17 protein-coding genes are annotated in these 19,499 nt (G+C 69.6%); 5 read left to right on the forward strand and 12 right to left on the reverse strand.

What is annotated here, in order from left to right:
* The first annotated feature begins 509 nt into the window (after positions 1-509).
* On the forward strand, positions 510-2,501 hold the full coding sequence (locus tag GGR24_RS17270; RefSeq protein ID WP_246398653.1) for a peptidoglycan DD-metalloendopeptidase family protein: 1,992 nt from the start codon (positions 510-512) through the stop codon (positions 2,499-2,501).
* Positions 2,502-2,547: 46 nt separating this feature from the next.
* Here GGR24_RS17270 and clpB read toward each other — a convergent pair whose 3' ends face one another.
* On the reverse strand, positions 2,548-5,145 hold the full coding sequence (gene clpB / locus GGR24_RS17275) for an ATP-dependent chaperone ClpB (RefSeq protein ID WP_183396654.1): 2,598 nt from the start codon (positions 5,143-5,145) through the stop codon (positions 2,548-2,550).
* A gap of 243 nt (positions 5,146-5,388) precedes the next feature.
* On the opposite strand from clpB, the gene GGR24_RS17280 reads away from it, so the two are divergent.
* Positions 5,389-6,132: an MOSC domain-containing protein gene (locus GGR24_RS17280; RefSeq protein ID WP_343066293.1), complete on the forward strand. Its 744-nt coding sequence runs from the start codon at positions 5,389-5,391 to the stop codon at positions 6,130-6,132.
* A gap of 63 nt (positions 6,133-6,195) precedes the next feature.
* On the opposite strand, the gene GGR24_RS17285 is transcribed toward GGR24_RS17280, so the two are convergent.
* From GGR24_RS17285 to GGR24_RS17305, 5 genes are all read right to left on the reverse strand, one after another.
* Positions 6,196-7,425 carry a DUF4167 domain-containing protein gene (locus GGR24_RS17285; RefSeq protein ID WP_343066294.1) on the reverse strand — a complete coding sequence of 410 codons (1,230 nt, stop codon included), beginning with the start codon at positions 7,423-7,425 and terminating at the stop codon, positions 6,196-6,198.
* A 102-nt stretch (positions 7,426-7,527) separates the two neighbouring features.
* On the reverse strand, positions 7,528-8,373 hold the full coding sequence (prmC, locus tag GGR24_RS17290; protein ID WP_183396656.1) for a peptide chain release factor N(5)-glutamine methyltransferase: 846 nt from the start codon (positions 8,371-8,373) through the stop codon (positions 7,528-7,530).
* Positions 8,370-9,458 (reverse strand): peptide chain release factor 1, encoded by a 1,089-nt coding sequence (gene prfA, locus GGR24_RS17295; RefSeq protein ID WP_183396657.1) that lies wholly within the window; start codon positions 9,456-9,458, stop codon positions 8,370-8,372. Before prfA ends, prmC begins: the two co-directional genes overlap by 4 nt.
* The gene (gene ptsP / locus GGR24_RS17300) at positions 9,455-11,731 is read right to left on the reverse strand and encodes a phosphoenolpyruvate--protein phosphotransferase (protein ID WP_183396658.1); all 2,277 of its coding nucleotides are present in this window, start codon (positions 11,729-11,731) and stop codon (positions 9,455-9,457) included. Before ptsP ends, prfA begins: the two co-directional genes overlap by 4 nt.
* An 85-nt stretch (positions 11,732-11,816) precedes the next feature.
* On the reverse strand, positions 11,817-13,070 hold the full coding sequence (locus tag GGR24_RS17305; protein ID WP_183396659.1) for an aspartate kinase: 1,254 nt from the start codon (positions 13,068-13,070) through the stop codon (positions 11,817-11,819).
* 123 nt (positions 13,071-13,193) lie between these two features.
* Between GGR24_RS17305 and ubiG the strand changes: the two genes are divergently transcribed.
* Positions 13,194-13,949, forward strand: coding sequence for a bifunctional 2-polyprenyl-6-hydroxyphenol methylase/3-demethylubiquinol 3-O-methyltransferase UbiG (ubiG, locus tag GGR24_RS17310; RefSeq protein ID WP_183396678.1), 756 nt, complete (start codon positions 13,194-13,196; stop codon positions 13,947-13,949).
* On the opposite strand, the gene GGR24_RS17315 is transcribed toward ubiG, so the two are convergent.
* The 5 genes from GGR24_RS17315 to GGR24_RS17335 form a co-directional block, all read right to left on the reverse strand.
* The gene (locus tag GGR24_RS17315; RefSeq protein WP_183396660.1) at positions 13,946-14,164 is read right to left on the reverse strand and encodes a hypothetical protein; all 219 of its coding nucleotides are present in this window, start codon (positions 14,162-14,164) and stop codon (positions 13,946-13,948) included. The two genes, ubiG and GGR24_RS17315, sit on opposite strands and share 4 nt — an antisense overlap.
* Before the next feature lie 216 nt (positions 14,165-14,380).
* Positions 14,381-14,839, reverse strand: a complete 459-nt coding sequence (locus GGR24_RS17320; protein ID WP_183396661.1) for a DUF1178 family protein — start codon at positions 14,837-14,839, stop codon at positions 14,381-14,383.
* 7 nt (positions 14,840-14,846) lie between these two features.
* A complete protein-coding gene (locus GGR24_RS17325; RefSeq protein WP_183396662.1) occupies positions 14,847-15,719 on the reverse strand; it encodes a carbon-nitrogen hydrolase family protein in 873 nt (290 codons plus the stop codon).
* 8 nt (positions 15,720-15,727) lie between these two features.
* The gene (gene grxC, locus GGR24_RS17330; protein ID WP_183396663.1) at positions 15,728-15,985 is read right to left on the reverse strand and encodes a glutaredoxin 3; all 258 of its coding nucleotides are present in this window, start codon (positions 15,983-15,985) and stop codon (positions 15,728-15,730) included.
* Between the two features lie 43 nt (positions 15,986-16,028).
* Positions 16,029-16,826 (reverse strand): ComFC family protein, encoded by a 798-nt coding sequence (locus GGR24_RS17335; protein WP_183396664.1) that lies wholly within the window; start codon positions 16,824-16,826, stop codon positions 16,029-16,031.
* Positions 16,827-16,884: 58 nt separating this feature from the next.
* Here GGR24_RS17335 and GGR24_RS17340 point away from each other — a divergent pair, with 58 nt between their 5' ends.
* Positions 16,885-18,144 carry an SAM-dependent methyltransferase gene (locus GGR24_RS17340; protein WP_183396665.1) on the forward strand — a complete coding sequence of 420 codons (1,260 nt, stop codon included), beginning with the start codon at positions 16,885-16,887 and terminating at the stop codon, positions 18,142-18,144.
* Between the two features lie 43 nt (positions 18,145-18,187).
* Positions 18,188-19,060 carry a methyltransferase domain-containing protein gene (locus GGR24_RS17345; protein WP_183396666.1) on the forward strand — a complete coding sequence of 291 codons (873 nt, stop codon included), beginning with the start codon at positions 18,188-18,190 and terminating at the stop codon, positions 19,058-19,060.
* A gap of 7 nt (positions 19,061-19,067) precedes the next feature.
* On the opposite strand, the gene GGR24_RS17350 is transcribed toward GGR24_RS17345, so the two are convergent.
* On the reverse strand, positions 19,068-19,487 hold the full coding sequence (locus tag GGR24_RS17350) for a (deoxy)nucleoside triphosphate pyrophosphohydrolase (RefSeq protein ID WP_183396667.1): 420 nt from the start codon (positions 19,485-19,487) through the stop codon (positions 19,068-19,070).
* Between the last annotated feature and the right edge of the window lie 12 nt (positions 19,488-19,499).

Genomic DNA, 19,499 nt, shown 5'->3' on the forward strand with positions numbered 1-19,499 from the left:
GATCAACTTGTCAAACAGCCAGCACCCAGCCGAAACCAGATGCGCACAGCCAAACGGGCATCCCCATCCAGCCGCTCAAGTCCGTCACAACCGGCCGAAGCCATGCTGGAGAGACTGATCGGGGCGTCGCCGGAACCGCTTGGCTCCGTCGTCGTCCCGGTGTGAGGGCTATATACGCTGCGAGGTTTCGGGGTGTCAACGACCTCGTTCCAAAAAATCGCCTGCCGATGAAACTTCTTACGAGATCCAAGAAGCTCAAGGGGAGCCGGCTCCCTCAGCCCGGCTCCGGCCTCTCAAACCCTTATGAACGCAGCCTTCCGGCCTTGTGATCGGTCGATAACACAAGGCCGGAAGGCCGCGCCCCCAGCCGCATTCGCGCCATAATGACGGGGCCTCTCCCTGCTCCCATGCTCGCGATCGCGGGCGTTGGCGGCCCGCGCGTCTCGCTATACGGTCGCGAGCCCGTTCGCAGACGCCCGAAGCTCAACCCCCTGGGGAGCGCCACCGCATTGCACGCCGGACGCTCAGCGCGCAGCCTTCCTTCCCGCGCGCCCGCACTTGATCTGGCGGTCGACGCGCTCAGCGTCGGCGGGACGGCCGGTCCGCCGGACCCGCGCGCCGTCAGCCTGCGCTGGCTCGCGGCGACCGTGCTCACCGGGATGGCCGGCGCGGGTCTGCTCGGCGGCGCGATCGTCTCGACGCTCCAGGACGGCGCCCACATCGCCGACGCCTTTCGGCGGACCGTCACGCCCGAGCGGCCGGACGATGAGCGTCTCAGCAATGGCGCCCGCAAGGGCGACCGCCTCTCGGCGGATTCCGAGGCGCCGGCGGCGCGGCAGACGATGCGCGTCAGCACCACGACCCGGCACGGCGACCGTGAGGTGGTGAAGATGCGTCCGTTCGTTCGGGTCAGCGCGCCGCTCGCGCGCGCCCCGAGCGAGTTCGCCTCGCAGGTGCCGCCATTCGATCCCATGAAAGTGGTCGCCGCCGAGCCCGACCGGACTCAGCCGGACGGCGACCCCGACGGCGACCTCTCCTTTACCGTCAGCGACCTCGGCCACGAGCGAATCGCGCCCGACCAGGGACCGACGGTGCCGCCGGCCGACGTGCGCACCGCGGTTCGCGAGACCGCCGCGTTCGAGCTCGCCTCGCGCTACCAGCCGGCGCAGATGGCGCCGGGCGCGCAGAGCCGGCTCGCATACGCGGCCGAAGCGACCGGGCCGATGCTGGCCTCCGTCAACGCGCGGGCCGCGCTGCCGAACATGACGCTGGTCGCCAAGTCAGCGCGCGACGAGGCCGCGGCCGCGGCGCGCGGCGAGAACATGGTGTCCGTCACGGCGGACGGGCCGCTCGCCCAGGCGCTGACGCGCGACGCCGGCGTCGCTCCGCAGGACGCGTCCCAGATCGCGGCGCGATTCGCCGGACGCGACGGCTATGGGATCGCGAGCGTCTCGAGCGGGCAGCGCCTGAGGGTGCTGATGGGCCGGGCCGCCGCGCCGGGCCTCAGCCGGCTGCAGCCGGTGCGGGTCAGCCTGTTCGACGCGGACGGCGGGCATGTCGGCTCTGTGGCGCTGTCCGACATGGGCGATTACGTGCCGATCGCCGACCTCGCCGACCTTGGAGACGAGCCGTCGCTCGAGGAGGAGAGCGGCGACGAGCAGGAGAGCGCCCGCCCGGACGGCGGCAAGAAGATGCGGCTCTACAACGGGCTCTACGAGGCGGCTCTTCGCAATGAGGTGCCGAAGCCGATCATCGACGAGATGGTGCGGATCGTCTCATACGACGTCGACTTCAACCGGGCTGTCGGCCCCACCGACAGCTTCGAGGTGTTCTACTGCGACCCCAATGAGCCCGGCGGCGACGGCGAAGTCGCGCTCATGTCGCTGCGCGTCGGCGGCGAGGAGCGGCGTTTCTATCGGTTCGAGACCGATGATGACGGCTTCACCGACTATTATGACGAGAGCGGCAAGTCGGCGAAGAAGTTCCTGATGCGCAAGCCCATGAACGGCGGCGTGATGCGCTCGGGCTTCGGCTTCCGCCGCCATCCCGTGCTCGGCTATTCGAAGATGCACACCGGCGTGGACTGGTCCGCGCCCACAGGCACTCCGATCATGGCGTCCGGCAACGGCACGGTCGAGAAGGCCGGGTGGACCAGCGGCTACGGCCGCCAGGTGCGGCTGCAGCACGCCAATGGGTATGAGAGCACCTACAACCACATGTCCGGCATCGCGCGGGGCATCAAGCCCGGGGCGACGGTGAAGCAGGGCCAGGTGGTGGGTTATGTCGGATCGACCGGCCTCTCGACCGGCGCGCACCTGCATTACGAGGTGCTGATCAACGGGCGCTTCGTGAACCCGATGACCATCAAGCTCCCCCGAGGGCGCGAGCTCGACGGCGAGCTGCTCGCCAGTTTCGAGAAAGAGCGCGAGCGGATCGACGGTCTGGTTGGTCGCGGGTCCCCCACCGCCGCCCGCGCCGGTTCCGGCAGTAACGGCGGCTGACGGACAAGGGCGGCGGGAACCCCGCCGCTCTTGTCCATCCAGGTGGTCAGGCCGCCGCCGGCACGGCCCGCGGGCCAATCACGAGGCCCGAGCCGGTCGCGGTCACCGGCACATGCTCGCCATCGCGCAGTTCGCCCGACAGGATCAGCTCCGCCAGCGGATCCTGCACGTATTTCTGGATGACGCGCTTGAGCGGACGCGCGCCATAGGCGGGGTCGTAGCCCTTGTCGGCGAGCCAGGCCCGGGCGGAGTCGTCGAGCTCGAGCGTGATCTTCCGATCCTCGAGCAGCTTGCGCAGCCGCCCGAGCTGGATGTCGACGATCGCGCCCATCTGCTCGCGCTTCAGCCTGTGGAACACCACGATGTCGTCGATCCGGTTCAGGAACTCCGGCCGGAAGTGCGCCCGCACGACCCCCATCACCTGGTCCCGGACCGCGTCGGTGTCCTCACCCTCCGGCTGGTTGACGAGGTACTCCGAGCCGAGGTTCGAGGTCATCACCAGCAGGACGTTGCGGAAATCGACGGTGCGGCCCTGCCCGTCCGTGAGCCGGCCGTCGTCGAGCACCTGCAGCAGGACGTTGAACACGTCCGGGTGCGCCTTCTCGACCTCGTCGAACAGCACGACCTGATAGGGCCGGCGGCGGACCGCCTCGGTCAGGGCTCCGCCTTCCTCATATCCGACATAGCCCGGAGGCGCGCCGATCAGGCGGCTGACGGCGTGCTTCTCCATGTATTCGGACATGTCGATGCGCACCATCGCGCTGTCGTCGTCGAACAGGAAGGCGGCGAGCGCCTTGGTGAGCTCGGTCTTGCCGACGCCGGTCGGCCCGAGGAACATGAACGAGCCGATCGGCCGGTTCGGATCCTGCAGACCGGCGCGCGCGCGACGAACCGCGGTCGACACCGCCTGCACCGCCTCCGCCTGGCCGACGACGCGCTTGGCGAGTTCGTCCTCCATGCGCAGCAGCTTGGCCCGCTCGCCCTCCAGCATCTTGTCCACCGGCACGCCCGTCCAGCGCGAGACCACGGCCGCGATCGAATCGGGGGTGACGACCTCCTGAACCATGGAGCTCGCGGCGCCCGCCTCCTCCGTCTCCTTCAGCTCGCCCTCGAGCTTCGGGATGACGCCATAGGCGAGCTCGCCGGCGCGGCCGAGATTGCCCTGGCGCTGCGCCTGCTCGAGCTCGATGCGCGCCTGGTCCAGGCTCTCCTTGAGCTTCTGCGTGCGGCCGAGCTTGTCCTTCTCGTTCCGCCAGCGGGTCTCGAGAGCCCCCGCCTCCTCCTCGAGGTCGGCGAGCTCCATCTCGAGCCTCTGCAGCCGGTCCTTGGAGGCGTCGTCGGTCTCCTTCTTCAGCGCCTCGCGCTCGATCTTGAGCTGGATGATTCGACGGTCGAGCTCGTCGAGCTCCTCCGGCTTCGAGTCGACCTGCATCCTGAGCCGCGCCGACGCCTCGTCCACGAGGTCGATCGCCTTGTCCGGCAGGAACCGGTCCGTGATGTAGCGGTTCGACAGCGTCGCGGCGGCGACGAGCGCCGAATCGGCGATCCGGACGCCGTGATGCAGCTCGTACTTCTCCTTGATGCCGCGCAGGATCGAGATCGTGTCCTCGACGGTCGGCTCGGAGACGAAGACGGGCTGGAACCGCCGCGCCAGCGCGGCGTCCTTCTCGACGTGCTTGCGGTATTCCTCGAGCGTGGTCGCGCCGACGCAGTGCAGCTCGCCGCGCGCAAGCGCCGGCTTCAGCAGGTTCGACGCGTCCATCGCGCCGTCCGCCTTGCCCGCTCCGACCAGCGTGTGCATCTCGTCGATGAACAGGATGATGCCGCCCGCCGCGGACTGCACCTCCGACAGCACGGCCTTCAGCCGCTCCTCGAACTCGCCGCGATACTTCGCGCCCGCGATCAGCGAGCCCATGTCGAGCGCCAGCAGCCGCTTGTCGCGCAGCGATTCGGGCACGTCGCCATTGATGATCCGCAGCGCCAGCCCCTCGACGATCGCCGTCTTGCCGACGCCGGGCTCGCCGATCAGCACCGGGTTGTTCTTGGTGCGCCGGGACAGGACCTGAATGGTGCGGCGAATCTCCTCGTCGCGGCCGATCACCGGATCGAGCTTGCCCTCGCGCGCCGACTCCGTGAGGTCGCGCGCATATTTCTTCAGGGCGTCATAGGCGTTTTCGGCGGTGGCCGAGTCAGCGGTCCGGCCCTTGCGAAGCTCCTCGATGGCCTTGTTCAGCGACTGGGCGGTGACCCCGGCGGCGGCGAGCGCCTTGCCGGCCTCGGAATCCTTCTCGAGCGCGAGCGCGGTCAGCAGCCGCTCGACCGTGACGAACTGGTCGCCGGCCTTCTTGGCGAGCTCCTCCGCAGAGGTGAACACACGAGCAGTCGCGGGCGCGAGGTAGAGATTGCCCGCGCCGGAGCCGCCCACCGTGGGAACCTTGCGCAGCGCAGCCTCCACCGCGGCGCGCGCATCCGCGGACCGTCCGCCGGAGCGATCGATCAGGCCGGCTGCCATCCCTTCAGGATCATCCAGCAGCACCTTGAGCACGTGCTCCGGCAGCAACTGCTGGTGGCCGGCGCTCGCAGCCGCCCCCTGGGCCGCCTGGAGGAACCCCCGCAGACGTTCGGTGTAGATATCCGGATTCATTCCCCATCTCCTATCGAGCGCGCCGACAGCGCCGCTGCCCTTCGGGCCTCCGCGGCCGGCGACCGATCGCCGGTCGGCGCCCCACATCCGACGCCGCACGCGCAGCGCCCGGAGCCCCCATGGCGGGCTCCTTCAGCCGATATGGTGTTGCCAATCCGCCACGGAAGGGGATGCTAATCCGAGGACGGCGCAAATCGTTGATCGCTATCAAGGGTCGAGATGAGTGACAGCACTGGCCGGGTCATGGCCATCAGACGATTCCCCGTGAAAGGGCTTTCGCCGGAGGAACTCCTCTCGGTCTCGACTGAGCTCGGGCGATCCATCGCCGGAGACCGGCGGTTCGCGATCGAGAACGGCCCGTCCGGCTTCGATCCGGCGAGACCCGCCAAGATTCCGAAGACCCGGTTTCTCTGCCTGATGAGGAACGCGCGGCTCGCCGCTCTTTCGACCCGCTATGACGACGCCACCGGGATGTTGTCGATCTCACTGCGGTCGGAAGAGGTGAGCTTCGATCTCGGATCCGAAAAAGGTCGCGCGCAGCTCGAGGACTGGCTCACCGGCTTCATGGGAGAGGAAGCGCGCGGTCCCCTCAGAGTGCTCCCGGCTCCCGAGGGGCACACCTTCTCGGACACGGCGCTCGGCGTGCTCTCGATCATCAACCGTTCGAGCGTCGCAGCGGTCGGCGAGATGATGGGAGCTGCGGTCGACCCGCTGCGGTTTCGCGGCAACCTGGACATCGACGGGTTCGAGCCATGGCAGGAACTCGACTGGGTCGGGCGGACGCTGAAGATCGGCGAGGTCGAGCTGCGGGTAATCAAGCGCACCGTGCGGTGCGCGGCGGTCGAGGTGGATCCTGCGACCGCCCGCCGGGATCTGGCGATCCCCGCAACGCTGCAGAAGCGCCTCGGCCATGCCGATTGCGGCGTCTATGCCGAGGTCGTTTCGCCCGGACGGCTCGAGCTGGGCGCCCCTGTCGAGCTCGTCTGAGCCGAAACGAAAAAGCCGGAGCTGGGCCGCTCCGGCTTTCTCATGCCTTGCTGAAAACTCGGACTACTCCGAGGGCGCTTCGGACGCCGAAGGAGCGCTCTCGTCTCCGGCTCCCTCGTCGCCTGCGCCCGAGCCCCGGCCATAGCGGCCATACCGGCGACGCCTGCCGCGCGACGACGGCGCGGGCGCTTCGTCGGAAGATGCTTCACCGTCGGTCGCGAACGCTTCGCCGGCTGCAGCAGCAGGCGCAGCGACTTCGCTCACCACAGGCTCCCGCGTCGGCTGCTCGGCCGGAGCCTCGGCGGCTACTGCGGGCGCATCCCCGGTGATGAACGCCGGAAGTTCGCCAACGAAGGGCGGCTGGTCATCCTGCCGCTCGGGCCGCGGGGCGCGCTCGTTCCGATCGTTGCGCTCCGGACCGCGCTCGCCCCTCCCCTCGGGACGATCGTTGCGCTCGAAGCGAGCGTCGGGACGGTCTCTCCGATCGTTGCGGTCATTGCGGTCGAAGCGGCGCTGCTCGCCGTCCCGGTTGCCTTGCTGATGACCGTTGTTCGGCCGGTTCGGCTGGAACCGCTGCTGGGAGCTGCCGCCATTCTGCTGGCCGCCGTTCTGGGGCGCGGCCTGCTGGCCGTTCGCCTGGCCATTCGGCTGAGCGTTGCCCTCGCCTTCGGCGCCTTCTTCGTCACCGTCGAATTCAGAGTAGTCGTCGGCGTCGGCCCGCACGAAGGTCTGATGCGGCTGATACTGCGCCTGCGCGGCCGCCAGGAGCCGGTAGTAGTGCTCGGCATGCTGGAGATAATTTTCCGCCGCCACCGGATCGCCGGCGGAAAGCGCGTCGCGCGAAAGCTGGACGTACTTGTCCGCGATGGTGCCTGCGGTGCCGCGGATTTTGACGTCGGGTCCGTTCGACTCATAGCTGCGCGTCAGCGGGTTCGGGCCCTTGCCGCCCCCACCGCCGCCACCGCCGCCGCCGCCCCCACCGCCGCGGCCGCGTCCCCGCATCCGCTTCGACTGTCCTTGCCTCATGGGGTTCAAGATCAACACTCGTCTTAGCTTGTGATGGCCCATCGGGCCGGGACCGACCGTCCGCGTCGTCCGCCACATGCAGGTTGCGCCGAGAACCCGGCGCGTCCCGAAGGAACACGTCGAGCCGTCAGCGGCACGGCCGACTGCAAAGGCGTTAAGCCTCGCCGAAGACCCCGGCATGATCGAAGCTGTGCGTCGATCTTTCAGTGCTCGTCGAGGCCAACGGCCAAGTCGACGAAGCGCCGAAACCATCCATCCGTCGCTCACTGTCGCACCAGAAGGCGCGATGGGCGTCAGATGATTCCGATCACAAGCATAGACGCCGCGCCGGCGTATTCCAAGGTTTTTTTGCCGAGAACCCTTTGGGCTCTACGGCCGGCCGAGAACGAGCGCACGCGGGATGCCGGCGAGATCGTCCTCCACGCCGAGCGTGACGAAGCCGGCTTCCTGCGCGAGGCGAACAACGTCATCCCTCTGGCCGACGCCAAGCTCCATCGCCAGAACGCCGCCTGCGGTGAGAAGGCGCGGCGCGGTCCGCAGGATCGCCGCGTACGCCGCCAGACCGTCCTCGCCGCCGTCCAGCGCCAGCATTGGGTCGTGCGCGGCGACCTCGGTGGCGAGGCCGGAGAGGTCCGGGCGTGGAATGTAGGGCGGATTGGAGACGATCAGACCGAAGCGCCCCTCAAGAGCCGAGGCCCAATCGCCGACGATGAACCGCGCCCGGTCCCCAAAACCGAGCGAGGCCGCGTTCGCCCGGGCCGCCGCGGCGGCGCCCGGTGAGCGGTCGACCCCGACGCCGCGCGCGTCCGGCCGCTCGCTCAGCAGCGCGAGCAGAAGGCACCCGCTGCCTACGCCAAGATCCAGGATCTCGAGCGGCCCGGCGAGCTGCGCGACCGCCTTCAACGCGGCCGCCACCACGGTTTCGGTGTCTGGCCGAGGCGACAGCGTCTCAGGCGTGAGCCGGAACGGCATTCCCCAGAATTCGCGCACGCCGAGGATCCGGTCGGTCGGCTCTCCCGCGGCGCGGCGCGCCAGCATCGCCTCGAGCCTCGCCTGCTCGGATGGCCCGACGGGCTCATGTCCGCTCGCGAGAAGCGCGGCGAAGTCCACGCCGAAGGCCGCCCGGGCGAGAAGCCGGGCGTCGGGCTCAGCCTCGTCGACTCCGGCCTGGCGCAGTTTCGCGGCCGCCTCGCGGACCGCCTCGCTCCTCGTCACGCGGCCTCGTTTTCCGTCGCGAGCAGCCTCGCCCTCTGCTCCGCAGCCAGGGCGTCGATGATCTCGCCCAGCGCCTCGCCTTCCATGACGGCGTCGAGCTTGTGAAGCGTCAGCCCAATGCGGTGGTCGGTGACCCGTCCCTGCGGGAAATTGTACGTGCGGATGCGCTCGGACCGGTCGCCGCTGCCGATCTGGCCGCGCCGCGCGTCCGCTCGGGCGCCATGCACCCGCTCGCGCTCGATGTCGAAGAGCTTGGTGCGCAGCAATTCCAGCGCGCGGGCGCGGTTGCGGTGCTGCGAGCGCTCGTCCTGCACGGCGACCGCGAGGCCGGTCGGCAGATGCGTCACGCGCACCGCCGATTCGGTCTTGTTGACGTGCTGGCCGCCAGCCCCCGAGGCCCGGAACACGTCGAAGCGCAGCTCGGACTCATCGAGCGCGACGTCCACCTCCTCCGCCTCCGGCAGCACCGCGACGGTCGCGGCCGAGGTGTGGATCCGTCCGGAGCTCTCCGTCGCCGGCACGCGCTGGACCCGATGAACGCCGGATTCGAACTTCATCCGCCCGAACACGCGAAGCCCGTCGATCTTGGCGACGATCTCCTTGAAGCCGCCTGCGGTCCCCTCGCTCGCGGTCAGCACCTCCACCCGCCAGCCCTGCGAATCCGCGTATCGCTGGTACATGCGGAAAAGATCGCCCGCGAACAGCGCCGCCTCGTCGCCGCCGGTGCCTGCGCGCACCTCAAGGATGACGCCGCGGGCGTCGGCGGCGTCCTTCGGGAGAAGCTCGATCTGCAGCGCGTCGACCGCCGCGTCCCTGCGGGCGCGCGCCTCCGCCTGCTCGGCCTCGGCAAGCGCCCGCATCTCAGGGTCCGCCGCGGCGTCCTCGATGAGTTTTCCGAGATCGGCGAGCTCGGCGTCCGTCGCCCGCAGCGCCTGGATCGCCTCGACGACCGGCTCGAGCTCGGCGCGCTCGCGGCCAAGCTTCGCCAGGGCCTCGCCATCGGTCGTCTCGCCCAATGCGTTCTCGACGACGGCGAAACGCTCGAGCACGGCCTCGAGCCGCTCTTCTGGAAGTCCCGCGCTCACATTTCGACCTGAAGGTTCTTTCTGGCGGCGAACTCGCTGAGCTCGGCGCGCAGCGACGCCGCACCGTCGCGCCGCTCCAGCAGCGGCTGCATGAACGCCGAAATCTCGCCGGCGTCGACGTCGAGCAGCGCCGCCTTGACCTGGCCGATCGCGGCCGGGGACATCGACAACGCCCGATAACCAAGTCCGACCAGCGCCATGGCTTCGAGCGGCCGGGAGCCGATCTCTCCACAGAGCGTCACGGGCCGGCCGGCTTCATTGGCTTTCCTGGCCACGCGCGCAAGCGTGCGCAGGAAGGCCGGGCTCAGCGGATCGAAGCGGCCGGCCACGCGGGCGTTGCCGCGATCGACCGCGAACAGGAACTGCAGCAGATCGTTCGAGCCCACCGACAGGAAGTCGGCCCGCTCAAGGATCTCGTCCAGCTGGAACAGCAGCGACGGGACCTCAATCATCACGCCGAGCGAGAGTGAGGACGGCACGGGATGGCCGTGCCGAATGAGGCGCGCATGCTCACGCCGGACGATGTCGCGCGCAGCGTCGAATTCGGTGACCGAGGCGACCATCGGGAACATGATCTTGAGATCGCGTCCGCCGGCCGCGTGCAGCAGCGCGCGGATCTGCGTGCGGAGCAAGGCCGGCCGGTCGAGACCCAGCCGGATCGCCCGCCAGCCGAGGGCGGGATTCTCCTCCGGCTCGGCCCGCATGTAGGGGAGGATCTTGTCGCCCCCGACGTCGAGCGTCCGGAACGTCACCGGCTTGTCGTCGGCCGCGTCCAGCACGGCGCGGTAGAGCTGCTGCTGCGCCGCCGTGCGCGGCATCGAGGCCGCCACCATGAACTGAAGCTCGGTCCGGAACAGCCCGATGCCGGCCGCGCCGGTCTCGGCGAGATGCGGCAGGTCGACCAGGAGGCCGGCGTTCAGCATCAGCGAAACTTTCGCTCCGTCGCGCGTCTCGGAGGGCCGTTCGCGAAGCGCGCGATACTGCTCCTGGCGCCGGGCGCGAAACCGGACCTTGTCCACATAGGCCCGTTCGACGTCGCCCGTGGGACGGACGTGGATCTCGCCCGACACGCCGTCGACGATGATCGGGTCGCCGCTCTCGACCAGGGCGCTCGCGTTCTCGATCTGCCCGACGGCGGCGATGCCCAGGGCCCGGGCCACGATCACCACATGGCTGGAGGCCGACCCCTCTTCAAGGACCAGCCCGCGCAGCCGCGTGCGATCGTAGTCGAGCAGCGCGGCCGGCCCCATCGAACGTGCGACCAGGATCGCGTTCTCGGGAAGCTGCGTCGTCTCGGGGATCATGCCCTTGCCGGGGGAGACCAGCTCGCGCAGCAGACGGTTCGCCAGATCGTCGAGATCATGCAGGCGTTCGCGCAGATAAGGGTCGGTCTGGCGCTGCATCCGGGCGCGGGTGTCGGACTGGACGCGCTCGACGGCGGCCTCGGCCGTGAGGCCGGTGAGCACGGCCTCCTGCAGCCGGCGGCCCCAACCGCGGTCATTCGCGAACATGCGAAACGCCTCGAGCACGTCGCGATGTTCGCCGGTGCGGGCGAAATCACCCTCGTCGATCATCACGTCGATCGAAGCCCGCAGCCCTGTCAGCGCGGTCTCCAGGCGATTGAGCTCGGCCGCCGAATCCTCGGCGATGAGCTTCTTCACCACGACCCGGGGCTCGTGCAGCACCACATGGCCGAGCCCGATGCCTTCCGAAAGCGCGAGACCCGTCGCATGAGCCGGACGCCGCGTCGCGGGTTCGAAGCCTTCGCCGACGCCCGCGAGCTCGCCGCTCGCGATCATCTCCGCGATCACCATCGCGGTGGTCTGGAGCGCCTCGATCTCCTCGTCCGAATAGGTCCGGTGCGACTTGTTCTGGACGACCAGCACGCCGAGCGTGTTGCCGGCCCGCAGGATCGGCACGCCCAGGAACGAGTGGTAGATCTCCTCGCCCGTCTCCGGCTTGTAGGAGAACGCGGGATGCGACTGCGCGTCCGAGAGGTTGACCGGCTCCGCCTCGTCGGCGACGAGGCCGACCAGGCCCTCGCCCTTGTGCATCGTCGTGCGATGCACGGCCGCGCGGTTCAGGCCTTCGGTCGCGTAGAGCTCAAGGTCGCCATCGGTGCGCAGCACATAGACCGAGCAGACCTCGGCGACCATGTTCGCTGCGATCAGGACGACGATGCGGTCGAGACGTTCCTGGGCCGCGACCGGCTCAGCCATGACCTCGCGCAGCCGGCGCAAAAGCACGCGCGGGCCGCCATACGCGCCTCGCATCTTCCGCTCTCCGGATGGAGGGAGCTCCCCCGCCTCAACCGCCCTGTGGGCCGCCGCCGCCGCGCGCCCGAAAGGCCTGTGACTCTCAGGCCTTGTCCAGCCCGTATAGCGAATGCAGCGTTCGCACGGCAAGCTCGGCATAGGCCGAGTCGATCAGCACGGAGATCTTGATCTCCGAGGTGGTGATCGCGCGGATGTTCACGCCCCGCTGCGCGAGGGCCTGGAACGCCTGAGCCGCGACGCCGGCGTGGCTGCGCATGCCGATGCCGATCACCGAGACCTTGCAGGCGTCCGCCTGCGTGTTCAGGCCGGCGAAGCCGATCTCGGCCTTCTTGGCGTTGAGGATCTCGATGGCGCGCGCCTGGTCGGAGGTCGGCAGCGTGAAGGTGATGTCGGTCGTCTTGCCGTCCTCGGAAATGTTCTGGACGATCATGTCGACATTGATCGACGCTTCCGCCAGCGGGCCGAACACGCCGGCGGCGACGCCGGGCCGGTCCTCGACCCGGCGGAGCGTGATCTGGGCCTCGTCCTTGGTGTAGGCGATGCCTGTGACGACCTGCTGTTCCACGATCTCGTCCTCGTCGCAGATGAGAGTTCCGGGCGGCAGTCCGCCGGGCCCGGTCTGGGGCGCGTCCGGCGCGTCGAAACTCGACCGCACGAAGACGCGCACCTTGTGCACCATGGCCATCTCGACCGAGCGCACCTGAAGCACCTTGGCGCCGAGCGACGCCATCTCAAGCATTTCCTCGAACGCGATGCGATCAAGGCGGCGAGCCTGCGGCACGATCCGCGGGTCCGTCGTGTAGACGCCGTCGACGTCCGTGTAGATGTCGCAGCGATCGGCCCCGACCGCGGCGGCCACCGCCACCGCGCTCGTGTCGGACCCGCCGCGCCCGAGGGTCGCGATCCGGTTGTCCGGCGCGATGCCCTGGAAGCCTGCGATCACCGGCACCTGGCCGTCCGTCATCCGGGAGATGAGCGCGTCGCCCTCGATCGAGGCGATGCGGGCGGAGCCGTGGGCGCCGTCGGTCCGCAACGGGATCTGCCAGCCTTGGAAAGAGCGCGCCGGCACCCCGATCGCCTGCAGGGCGATGGCCAGCAGACCGGCCGTCACCTGCTCGCCCGAGGAGACGATCGCGTCGTACTCGCGGGCGTCATGCATCGGCGAGGCTTCCCGGGTCCAGGCCACGAGCTGATTCGTGGCGCCCGCCATGGCGGACACCACCACGGCTACTTCGTGCCCGGCTTCGACCTCCCGCTTGACGTGCTGCGCGACGTTGCGGATCCGTTCGACGTTCGCGACGGAGGTGCCGCCGAACTTCATGACGATGCGGGACATGGCGGGAACGCGGCTTTCAGAGAGGTCGGACCGGCGGGCGGGTGTGAGCCGCCGGCCGAAAAGGCGCGTATAGATAGCCAAGCCCCTCCGCCGACACAACGCCGCAGGAACCTGCTTATGGTTATGGACGACCGAGCGCACGCTCCCAGCCTCGACAAGGACGAGGTCGCGCGCTTCGAGGCGCTCGCGGCGCGGTGGTGGGATCCGGAGGGGCCGATGAAGCCGCTTCACCGCTTCAATCCCGCCCGGGTCGCGATCTTCCGGGACGCGATCGCCGCCCGCTTCCACCGTGACGCGCGCGCCATGCGCCCGCTCGAAGGGCTACGGCTGCTCGACGTCGGCTGCGGCGCCGGCGTGCTCGCGGAGCCGCTGGCGCGGCTCGGCGCCGAGGTCACGGCGATCGACCCGGCGCCCGACCTGATCGCCGCCGCCCGTGCGCACGCGGCCGCGCAGGATCTGCAGATCGACTACCGGTCGGCCACTGCGGAAACCCTCGCCGCCGAAGGCGCGAGCTTTGACGTCGTGGTCGCCTCCGAGGTGGTGGAGCACGTGACGAACGTCGAGGCGTTCGTGGCGGTGGTCGCCTCGCTCGCCCGCCCGGGCGGCCTCGCGCTGTTCTCGACGATCAACCGGACGCTCGCGGCGCACGCGCTGGTGATCATCGGCGCCGAGTATGTGCTGAGGTGGCTGCCGCGCGGCACCCACGCCTACGAGAAGTTCGTCACGCCCGAGGAGCTGGGTCGGGCGTGCCGCCTCGCCGGGCTTGAGGTGTCCGACGTGCGGGGCGTCAAGTTCAACCCGCTCAGGAACCTATGGGCGGCGAGCGACGACGTCGCCGTCAACTACACGCTCGCCGCGGCGCGTCCGGACGTCGCCTAGCGGACGGCTCGCGCCTGTTCGATCGGCGCCGGAGCGGCCTCGGCGGCGCCGGCGCCCATCGCGAAGGCGAGATGCATCGCCACGATCGGGGCGAAGATCAGCCCGAGCAGGACGATCATCACCAGGTCGGTGCCATGCTCGCTGCGGGCGATCTCGCCGGGCGCGACGACCCGCTCGGCGCGCGGACGTACGTGGAAGCTCTTGAGAAGGGCCATGGCTCACCTCTTCCGACCGGCGGCGAGCGCCGGTCGCGGGCGAGCCCGATCGACGATCAGGCGCGCTGGGCGCGAACGGCCGCGTGCGGCGCGGTCAATCGACTACTGTCGTCGTCTGACATTGAAGGTCCGAAGTGCTGTGGAGGCTGCGCGGCCAGGGCCGCCGCAGCGCGTGCTGAGCTATCTGTTCTGGGCGGGAAGTCAAGCACCGCCCGATCAGTTCTCATCGTCCGGGAAGGTCGGCAGGGGACAGACCGGCACCCCCTCATCGAGGAGCGCCTTCGCCTCCTGCGCCGTCGCGCGACCCCGGATCGGCCGATGCTCGATCTCCTCCGCGTGCATCTGCCGCGCAACCTCCGGGAAGCGGTCGCCGACATCCTCGGAGGTGCTCTGGATGTGCGCCTTGAGCTCACGCAACAGTCCGCGAAGCTTCTCGTCGCGGCCGGAGACGAGCGGGACGGCCGAGCTTCCGGCTTCAGGCGGCGCAGCCTCCATGGCCGCGCCAGAACGCCCGGCGGTCAACGCCGGAGCCATCAGCGCCTTGCGGACTTCAGCCGACCCGCACACCGCGCATGACAGCAGGCCCCGCTCCGCCTGCTGGTCGAAATCGCTCGCGGAGCGAAACCACGCGTCGAAGCCGTGGCCGTCGCCACAGACGAGGTCGTACCGGATCATGGATCAATCAGCCGCCGACGGCGTCGCGCAGAAAGGTCGGTTCGTTCGAGAGCGGCAGTACGCTGAAGCGACGGCCGTTTTCAAGCGAGGGGATCCGGCGCCGGATTTCCGGCGCCTTATCAAGGTCGATCTCGGCCAGAACCACGCCCGGGGAGTCGCCGGCCTCTGCGAGCACGCGCCCCCAGGGATCGATGATCAGGCTGTGGCCGAAGGTCTCGCGGCCGTCCTCGTGCTTGCCGCCTTGCGCGGCCGCCACCACGAAGGAGCCCGTCTCCACGGCTCGCGCGCGCAGCAAGACGTGCCAGTGCGCCTCGCCGGTCTTCTTGGTGAACGCAGCCGGGGAAGCCAGAACCTCGGCCCCGGCCTCCGCAAGCGCCCGGTGCAGGGTCGGAAAACGGACGTCGTAGCAGATGGTCAGCCCGATGGCGCCCCATGGGAGGCGAGCCGTGACGGCCTGCTCGCCGGGGCGATAGGTTTCTGATTCCCGCCAGGTCTCGCCGTCCGGGAGATCCACGTCGAACATGTGGATCTTGTCGTAGCGGGCGACGATGTCGCCCTGCGGGTCGATCAGGAAGCTGCGGTTGGCGGCGCGCTCGCCTTCAACCCGGATCGCGAGCGAGCCGAGATGAAGATAGACGCCCGTCCCCCGCGCGAGTTCCTGGAAGGCGGCCAGCGCGGGGCAGGCCTCCTCCGGCAGGATGGCGTCGAACAGCTCGGCCCGCGAACGAACCAGGATGTTCGTCATTTCGGGCGTCTGGACGTAATCCGCGCCCTGCGCGGCGGCGTCGCTGACGAGACGGACGGCCTCCTCGACGTTCCTCGAAACGGTTCGGCCGGACCGCATCTGCACGCAGGCCGCGATGAAGGTGCGCTTCGTCATGGGCTCCGTCACGCCGCAAGCAGGGGATCGAGGCCGCCAGACCGATCGAGCGCGTAAAGGTCGTCGCAGCCGCCGACATGGCGTCCGTCGATGAATATCTGCGGCACCGTCGTGCGCCCTCCGGCGCGCGAGATCATCTCGGCGCGCCGCGCCGGCTCCCGGCCGATGTCGATCTCCTCGAAGGAGACGCCCTTCCGGTCGAGCAGGTCCTTGGCCATGTCGCAATACGGACAGGTGGACCGCGTGAAGATCGTCACGGACGGCATGTTCGCCTCTGGCAGCGGATCGGAGCCTCGACGATATAGAACGTCAGCCGTCCTTCACAACCAGCGCGAACACCAGCACGTCGACGCTGGCCGCGCCGGCGCGGCGGACAAGGCGGGCGAGCCGGTCGACGGTCGCGCCCGTGGTGAGCACGTCGTCGACCAGCACCACCGCGCGACCGGCGAGACGGGGCGCGGCTCCGTCAGCGAGGCTGAAGGCTCCCGCCAGGTTCTGCGCGCGCTGGCTCGCGCTCAGCCCCACCTGAGGCGCCGTGCGCTTGCGCCGGATCAGCAGGTCCGGGCGCAGTTCCGCGCCCGATGCCCGGGCGACCGACCGCGCCAGCAACGCCGCCTGGTTGAACCGCCGGCTCCACAGGCGGAAGCGATGGAGCGGCACAGGCAGAAGAAGCGGCTCTCCGCCGAGAAGCTCATGCCCGGCGCGCGCCATCATCGCGCCGAGCGGCCAGGCCAGATGAGCTCCGTCGGAATATTTCAGGCGATGGACGAGCTCCCGGGCGGCGCCGTCGAAGCGCGCGACCGCGCGAGCGCGGTCATAGGCGGGCGGATTTGCGATCGCGGCCGGAGACAGCAGGCCAGGGCCGTAATCAGCCGGGAACGGCGTTCCGAGCCGCTCGCAGAACGGGCGCTCGATGAGGCCAAGCCCGCTCCAGCAAACAGCGCAAACGCAGCCCACGCTGGTGACAGGCCTGGAGCAAGCGAGGCATTGCGGCGGGATCGCAAAGTTGAGCGCCGCGCTCGCGCCGCGCGCGGCGGCCGCGCGAGCGAACGAAAGCGCCCGAACCGCGGAAGACCCTGGCAGGGTGACGGGCGCGTCAAAGGGCATCGCAACTCGGCTCGCGCTGCACTAAAGCAGATGTCCGCACGCCGCTCCGGAGCCGTCAATGCCTGTTCTGAACACGATCCTCGGCGATTTCATCCGCACCGGGTCGCTCACAATCGTCGACGGCAAGGGCCGCCGCCACGTCCTCAGCGGCGCGCCGGGCCCGACCGTCACCGTCAAGCTGCATGACACCAAGCTGCACCGGCAGCTGTTGCTGAACCCCGAGTTCCACACGGGCGAAGCCTATATGGACGGGCGGCTCACCATCGAGCAGGGCACGCTGCGCGACCTGCTGACGCTCTATGCGATCAACCGCACCAGCCTGCGCGCCCAGCCGATTCAGCGGACGCTGCGCGGCTGGATCAAGCGCATGCGGCGCTTCGCGCCGAAGAACGACCTCGGCCGCTCGAAGAAGAACGTCGAGGCGCATTACGATCTCTCGAACGAGATGTATCGCCTGTTCCTCGACGAGGGGCTGAACTACTCCTGCGGCTATTTCCGCTCCCCCGAGGACACGCTCGAGCAGGCGCAGGTCAACAAGCTCCGCCATATCGCCGCAAAGCTCGATCTCAAGCCGGGCCAGAAGGTGCTCGACATCGGCTCCGGGTGGGGATCGATGGCGATCTACCTCGCCGAGGCCTGCGACGTCGAAGTGCTCGGCGTGACCCTGTCGACCGAGCAGCACGCGCTCGCCACGCAGCGCGCCGCCGAGCGCGGGCTATCCGGCCGCGTCCGCTTCGAGTTGCGTGACTACCGCGAGGTCGCGGGCAAGTTCGACCGCATCGTCTCGGTCGGCATGTTCGAGCATGTCGGCCTGGCGAACTTCCCGGCCTTCTTCGGAAAGGTGCGGGAGCTTCTGACCGACGACGGCGTGGCCCTGCTGCACTCCATCGGCCGCAAGGGCGGCCCTGGCTCCACGGGCGCCTGGATCAAGAAGTACATCTTCCCGGGCGGCTATGCGCCGGCCCTCTCGGAGGCGACCGCCGCGATCGAGGGCTCCAAGCTCTGGATCGACGACATCGAGATCTGGCGGCTGCACTACGCCGAGACCCTGCTCGCCTGGGGCGACCGGTTCGCCGCCAATCGCGACAAGGCGAAAGCCCTGCTCGGAGAGCGGTTCTGCCGCATGTGGGAGTTCTACCTGCTCGTCAGCGAGTTCAGCTTCCGCTACGGCAAGCACATGGTCTTCCAGATCCAGCTGAGCCGGAACGTGGACGCGCTGCCGCTGGCGCGCGACTACATGGGTGAAGCGGAACTTCGGCTCGAGGAGCGCGAGCGGGAGCGCCGGGCGCATCCGGCCGCTGCGGCGTCGCACGCCTGAACAGCGGGTTGCGCGCGCCGCCCCGAGCCATGATGTGACCCGCATGGCCGAACCACGCCGCCTGATAGACCGCCGCGCCCTCTGGCTCCGCCGGCTTCGCGCCGGAGCGGGCGGCGGGCCCGACTTCCTGCGGGCGCGGATCGCGGAGGACGCCGAGGATCGCCTCGCCGTCACCCTTCGGCCGTTCCCGGTCGCTCTCGATCTCGCGAGCTCCGGAGACGAGGTCATCCGGCTTCTGCGGCGGCGAAATCCAAGCGGGGCGGCGTTCAGGGCCACGCCGGAACCGGCGTCCTCAGCCTCTTTCATCTGCGACGACGAGGCGCTGCCGCTCCGTTCCGAGAGCCTCGACCTGATCGTGTCGTCGCTGGCGCTGCAATTCGCCGACGATCTTCCGGGGCTGCTGGCGCAGGCGCGACGCGCCCTCAGGCCCGACGGCCTGTTCCTCGCCGCGCTGCTCGGCGGCGACAGCCTGTCCGAGCTTCGCCAGTCCTTTGCAGCGGCCGAGGCGGAGATGGAGGGCGGCGCAAGTCCACGCGTTCTGCCGTTCGCCGATGTCCGGGCGCTCGGCGGTTTGCTGCAGCGGGCCGGGTTCGCGTTGCCGGTGACCGACGTGGATCGCGTCGTCGCGCGCTACGACAACCCGCTCGACCTGATCGCCGAACTGCGGGCCTGGGGCGCGACGAACGTGCTGGCCGAGCGCCGGCGGACGCCGTTGCGCCGCGCGACGCTCACGCGCGCGTTGGAAATCTATGCGGATCGCTTCGCCGACGGTGACGGCCGCGTCCGTGCGACATTCGAGATCGTCTGGCTGTCGGGCTGGGCGCCGGACCCGGGACAACAGCAGCCTCTGCGCCCCGGCAGCGCGCGCGTGCGGCTCGCGGACGCGCTGGGCGTGAAGGAGAGCCCCGCCTCCTGAGCGCCGGTCAGAGCAGATCTATGAGGTGCGCGATCAGCGGCTCGTCCGCCGGCGGCATGGGAAAGTCGCGCAGCCGCTCCGGACGAACCCAGCGGGTGGCCTGGCCCTCCAGGCCCTGCACGACGCCGGTCCAGCGCCGGCACACGTAAAGCGGCATCAGCAGGTGAAAGGCCTCGTAGGCGTGGCTCGCAAAGGTCAGGGGCGCGAGGCAAGGCTCCTCGACCGCGATCCCGAGCTCTTCCGCCAGTTCCCGGATGAGGGCCTGCTCCGGGCGTTCCCCGGGCTCGAGCTTGCCGCCGGGAAATTCCCACAGTCCCGCCAACGCCTTGCCTTCAGGGCGCTGGGTGATCAGCACCCGGCCGTCGGCGTCTACGAGCGCGCAGGCGACCACAAGCACGAGCTTCGGAGCAGCGCCCGCGGCGGTCATGGCCGCTCCCGG

The sequence above is a fragment of the Hansschlegelia beijingensis genome, from assembly GCF_014196425.1.
In the GTDB taxonomy this organism is placed as follows: domain Bacteria; phylum Pseudomonadota; class Alphaproteobacteria; order Rhizobiales; family Methylopilaceae; genus Methylopila; species Methylopila beijingensis.

Excerpts from the sequence above, each read along its gene's own strand:
- clpB (WP_183396654.1), bottom strand. The coding sequence starts at position 5,145 with ATGAATCCGGATATCTACACCGAACGTCTGCGGGGGTTCCTCCAGGCG.
- GGR24_RS17280 (WP_343066293.1), top strand. The coding sequence starts at position 5,389 with ATGGCCATCAGACGATTCCCCGTGAAAGGGCTTTCGCCGGAGGAACTC.
- ptsP (WP_183396658.1), bottom strand. The coding sequence starts at position 11,731 with ATGCGAGGCGCGTATGGCGGCCCGCGCGTGCTTTTGCGCCGGCTGCGC.
- GGR24_RS17305 (WP_183396659.1), bottom strand. The coding sequence starts at position 13,070 with ATGTCCCGCATCGTCATGAAGTTCGGCGGCACCTCCGTCGCGAACGTC.
- ubiG (WP_183396678.1), top strand. The coding sequence starts at position 13,194 with ATGGACGACCGAGCGCACGCTCCCAGCCTCGACAAGGACGAGGTCGCG.
- GGR24_RS17315 (WP_183396660.1), bottom strand. The coding sequence starts at position 14,164 with ATGGCCCTTCTCAAGAGCTTCCACGTACGTCCGCGCGCCGAGCGGGTC.
- GGR24_RS17320 (WP_183396661.1), bottom strand. The coding sequence starts at position 14,839 with ATGATCCGGTACGACCTCGTCTGTGGCGACGGCCACGGCTTCGACGCG.
- GGR24_RS17325 (WP_183396662.1), bottom strand. The coding sequence starts at position 15,719 with ATGACGAAGCGCACCTTCATCGCGGCCTGCGTGCAGATGCGGTCCGGC.
- grxC (WP_183396663.1), bottom strand. The coding sequence starts at position 15,985 with ATGCCGTCCGTGACGATCTTCACGCGGTCCACCTGTCCGTATTGCGAC.
- GGR24_RS17335 (WP_183396664.1), bottom strand. The coding sequence starts at position 16,826 with ATGCCCTTTGACGCGCCCGTCACCCTGCCAGGGTCTTCCGCGGTTCGG.
- GGR24_RS17340 (WP_183396665.1), top strand. The coding sequence starts at position 16,885 with ATGCCTGTTCTGAACACGATCCTCGGCGATTTCATCCGCACCGGGTCG.
- GGR24_RS17345 (WP_183396666.1), top strand. The coding sequence starts at position 18,188 with ATGGCCGAACCACGCCGCCTGATAGACCGCCGCGCCCTCTGGCTCCGC.
- GGR24_RS17350 (WP_183396667.1), bottom strand. The coding sequence starts at position 19,487 with ATGACCGCCGCGGGCGCTGCTCCGAAGCTCGTGCTTGTGGTCGCCTGC.